2 protein-coding genes are annotated in these 5,017 nt (G+C 60.5%); one reads left to right on the top strand and one right to left on the bottom strand.

All coding sequences use genetic code 11. The annotated features are described in order from the left end of the window. Window positions 1–2,276: YgiQ family radical SAM protein (locus tag ACK1VC_RS01350; RefSeq protein ID WP_449117812.1), on the bottom strand; the 2,276-nt coding region annotated here is incomplete at its 3' end. Window positions 2,277–3,432: 1,156 nt separating this feature from the next. Here ACK1VC_RS01350 and ACK1VC_RS01345 point away from each other — a divergent pair. Then, window positions 3,433–5,017 (top strand): ATP-binding cassette domain-containing protein (locus ACK1VC_RS01345; protein ID WP_449117811.1); only part of this gene is annotated, 1,585 nt, incomplete at its 3' end.

The following is a 5,017-nucleotide window of genomic DNA, read 5'->3' as shown; positions in this document are numbered from 1 at the left end:
AGGGATCGTCCAGGTAGCTGACTCCAGGTCGAACTCGTCCCAGGGTGCCAGCCGCAGCTCACCGGGTCGCACTGCTCGGCCTTGGCCTTCTCACGCTTGTCCCACGGCTTGCTGCCATCGCTGGCACGCGGTGGCAGGCCGGTGTGCTGGGTCAGGATCTTCTGCTCCTTGCCCACCTTGTGGCTGCCCGCTGGCGTCGAGTTCTTGCGACGCGCGCTCTGGTACGTGTCGGATTGCGGCTGGTGCAGCGGGATCAGCTGGTGCTTGCCCGGCCCAATCAGGTCGGCGCGGCCCATACGCTCCAGCGCTTCACGCAGCATCGGCCAGCCCTTCGGGTCGTGGTAGCGCAAGAACGCCTTGTGCAGGCGGCGTTGCTCGTCGCTCTTGACGATCTCCACCCCTTCACTCTTGTAGGTCACCTTGCGCAGCGGGTTCTTGCCCGAGTGGTACATGGCCGTGGCCGAGGCCATCGGCGACGGGTAGAACGCCTGCACCTGGTCGGCGCGGAAGCCGTTGCCCTTCAGCCACAGGGCCAGGTTCATCATGTCTTCGTCGGTGGTGCCCGGGTGCGCGGCGATGAAGTACGGGATCAGGTACTGCTCCTTGCCCGCCTCTTTCGAGTATTTCTCGAACATACGCTTGAAGCGGTCGTACGAGCCGATGCCCGGCTTCATCATCTTGTCCAGCGGGCCACGCTCGGTGTGCTCCGGGGCAATCTTCAGGTAGCCGCCAACGTGGTGGGTAACCAGTTCCTTGACGTACTCTGGCGACTCCACGGCCAGGTCATAGCGCAGGCCCGAGGCGATCAGGATCTTCTTCACACCTGGCAAGGCACGGGCCTTGCGGTACAGCTCGATCAGCGAGCTGTGGTCGGTGTTGAGGTTTTCGCAGATACCCGGGAACACGCACGACGGCTTGCGGCAGTGCTTCTCGATTTCATGACTCTTGCAGGCGATGCGGTACATGTTGGCGGTCGGCCCGCCAAGGTCGGAGACCACGCCGGTGAAGCCCGGCACCTTGTCGCGCATTTCTTCGATCTCGTGCAGGATCGACTCGTGCGAGCGGTTCTGGATGATGCGGCCTTCGTGCTCGGTGATCGAGCAGAAGGTGCAGCCACCGAAGCAGCCACGCATGATGTTCACCGAGAAACGGATCATCTCGTAGGCCGGGATGCGCTCCTTGCCATAGGCCGGGTGCGGGACACGGGCGTAAGGCATGCCGAACACGTAGTCCATTTCTTCGGTGGTCATGGGGATGGGTGGCGGGTTGAACCACACATCCACTTCGCCATGCTTCTGCACCAGGGCGCGGGCGTTGCCCGGGTTGGTCTCCAGGTGCAGCACGCGGTTGGCGTGAGCATAGAGCACCGGGTCGTTACGTACCTTTTCGAACGATGGCAGGCGGATCACCGACTTTTCCCGGGTCACGGCCGGGCTGTCGAGAATCTGTACCACCTTGGCTTCGTTCGGGTCTTCCTGGTCGCCCTTGGCCTGCTCGATGGCGCAGGCCTGGGTGTCCTGGGTGTTGACGTACGGGTTGATGATCTTGTCGACGCGGCCTGGGCGGTCGATGCGGGTGGAGTCGATCTCGTACCAGCCCTGCGGGGTATCACGGCGCACGAACGCGGTGCCGCGGATGTCAGTGATGCTCTCGATCGTCTCGCCACTGGCCAGGCGCTGAGCCACTTCCACCACCGCACGCTCGGCGTTGCCGAAGAGCAGGATGTCGGCGCTGGCGTCGATCAGGATCGAATGGCGGACCTTGTCCTGCCAGTAGTCGTAGTGGGCGATGCGGCGCAGCGAAGCCTCGATGCCGCCGAGTACGATCGGCACATGCTTGTAGGCTTCCTTGCAGCGCTGGCTGTACACCAGGCTGGCGCGGTCCGGTCGGCTGCCGGCCAGGCCACCAGGGGTGTAGGCGTCGTCGGAACGGATCTTCTTGTCGGCGGTGTAGCGGTTGATCATGGAGTCCATGTTGCCTGCGGCCACGCCGAAGAACAGGTTCGGCTCGCCAAGCTTCATGAAGTCGTCTTTCGACTGCCAGTTTGGCTGGGCAATGATGCCCACGCGAAAGCCCTGGGCTTCCAGCAGACGGCCGATGATGGCCATGCCGAACGACGGATGGTCGACGTAGGCGTCCCCGGTCACGATGATGATGTCGCAGGAATCCCAGCCGAGCAGATCCATCTCCTCCCTGCTCATCGGCAGGAAAGGTGCTGGCCCGAAGCATTCGGCCCAGTACTTGGGATAGTCGTAGAGTGGTTTGGCTGCTTGCATGTCAGTGACCGGTTCTGGTGTGCAGGGAAATCGCGGGCGCGGAATATAGCACAAATTTTGACCAAATCCGACTGTCTTCGTGGGGATTGGTGGGTTGGGCGACGGTTGGGTGTAGGCTGCCAGGTGCTGGGCTTGGGGCTTGTGATGAGGTCGCCAAGTGTTCGCCGCAGCAGTTTCAGCGCCTGTGAGATCGAGCGCCGCCCGCGCGGCGCTTCGCGGGGCAAGCCCGCTCCCACATTTGTTTCGGGCCAGTTATTCCTGAGCAATAGCCGCGCACACCCCGGGTGCATGGCTGAAGAGTGATTAAGAGCAGCGATGCAACCTTCAATATCGAAGGAAACAAACGAGGCGGCCAGCGGTGGACTCACAGAAGGGGCTGGCCCGAAAAAGATGTGGGAGCGGGCTTGCCCCGCGAAGCGCCGCGCGGGCGGCGCTCGATCTCATAGGCGCTGAAACTGCTGTGGCGAACACCTGTCAGCCCTCATGCGTCGCGGGCACGCCCGCTCCCACAGGTACTGTGCAAGCCTGAAAGCTGTGGTGTCTTGTGGGAGCGGGTTCACCCGCGAAAGGGCCCGGCCAGACGCACTATCAATCAAGCCTTACGGTGGGCATTCGGCCTGAATAGAGCTGTGTTCAAGGAGTGGGGATCGAGGGGTGGATCGGGGATAATTTTCAGCATGCTACAGCTCTCTGTAGATTCACACAGAGCCGCACTCATGACTTGCAGTGTGATGGGTGGCGGCCACGTACGGGTCTGCAAGACCGGACAGAGAACGAAAACCTCCCGCACGCAGCCACCATCAAGCGAGCCCGATGGCGCGTGCCATTGGCTTGCGGTGAACAACATTCGTTCCTGATCGGGCTTGTAGGCCCGGTCGCTGTTTTTACAACGACAGGGCCAGACTAGGCCGCCCAGAAAACCACCGCAATGGTGTAAAGGCCGTAGGAAGCTATTTCAGAAATGGCCTACGCGCAACGGGAAAAATCTGATCATGTCCTGCCAAACAGCGCCAGCCGGATACATTTCCAAACTCTTGGCAGGCAGACAACCAGCCGGACTTGTTGAAAGATACGCCCTTCCAGCAACACACCATTCCACAGCCTCTCTAGCCAATCAGGCCCGGCATCCACCTCCTGCAGAACGCACGCAAGGCATATGCATATCTATCGAGGAATCATCGCAGCTCTGAGCGCAACACTAGTGTTGAAAGTCGCGACCGTCGTACCAGCCCTGATCCTGGCTGACATTATCGACAACCTGTCCACATCGGCCTCGTCTTCATTCATTCTGCTCGGTGCCTTCATATGCCTTGTCGCGCTACAAGCCTCGTTGACCCCTTTGCAAGCCTGGTGCCTGGCGCGGCTCTGCCAAGAGCGCGTGAAGCAGCTTTCGATGCGCTGGTGCCGAGGGTTGCTGGACAAACGCTTCGAGGCTTATGGACAACTCCATGGCGGGACCTTGGTAAAGGTACTGGATAGAGGAATAACGGCCCAGGAACGATGGCTAGGCTTTCTGATTGGCTCAGCATGGCCGGTACTGGCCGAAGCGGTGGTGCTGGTCACACTGTTCGCATACCTCGGGGCTACTTCGGTATTAATCGGCCTCATCCCCTTGAGCTTGGCATATCTATGGGCCAACGATCGCCTGATACGCTGGCGTAGGCCTCATATCGAGGCCGTAAACTCGCGAGAGGATGAACTGGCGGAACAATGGGTGGATACCTTCGCCAGCGCGGCAACGGTCAAACTGGAAAGGGCTGAGGATGCGGCAATGCTCCCGGTCAACCAGACACTCTCGGACTATGCCGATTCAGCAGTGCGGGTAGCCCGCAGCGGGGGTTGGCTTCAGGGCTTGCGTACCCTGTTCATTGGCCTGGGCAGTGGTGGTGTGCTGTTGTGGGGCATCCATGATCAATCCCAGGCAACGCCGCATCTGAGCCTGGGCGAGCTTGTTGCCCTCATTACGCTGGTGACTGGGTTGCTCGCAAGCGTTGCACAACTGGCGGAAGCCTGGCGGGTACTCGACCAGTTCCGGCTCGACAAACGCAAGCTCGAACACTGGCTCCAACTCCCAGTGTTCGGCCCGACAGACTCCATGGAGGCAGAGCCCTTGGATGAAAACGCAGGGCTTCGCATCACCCCCTGCCAACTCAGCGCTCGAAATGCGCTGCAACTGCTGATCAATGAGCCCTTGGTAATACGGGCAGGAGAACGAGTCGCGCTGGTTGGGCCCAGCGGGTGTGGTAAATCGACACTTCTGCATGCGCTCGCAGGAACGGTATTCCAGTTGCGCAAGCACGTTCACTTGTATGGCAGAAGCCTGGCTGCGCTCGAGGGGTGTGAGCAGTTCAGTCGTTTACGACTCTGCCCTCAGGATGCGCATTTCATACCCGGCCCCCTGTCCCGCGCAGTGCTGTTCGAACATGCTCATGATCGCGCTCAGATCGAACAATGGCTTGAGCGACTGGGCTTGAGCAAAGACTGGTACGAACTTGATCTGGATGCACGCGCAGAATCCATTTCGGGTGGCGAGGCGCGCAGGCTGACGTTGCTGCGGGTACTTAACCAGCCTGGCGATTTCAATTTCTTTGACGAGCCTACAAGCGGCCTAGATGCCGTATCGGCAGAGCAGACCTGGGATCTGCTGTTCGAAACACTCCACGGGAAGGGGCTGATCTGCGTTACTCATGATCAAAGTGCCCTGTCGCGATTTGATCGGGTAATCACGATGAGCGAAGGGC

The sequence above is a fragment of the Pseudomonas sp. XP2 genome (assembly GCF_053557975.1).
The sequence above is the reverse complement of the archived record's forward strand: the minus strand, read 5'-3'. Positions and strand labels throughout refer to the sequence as shown.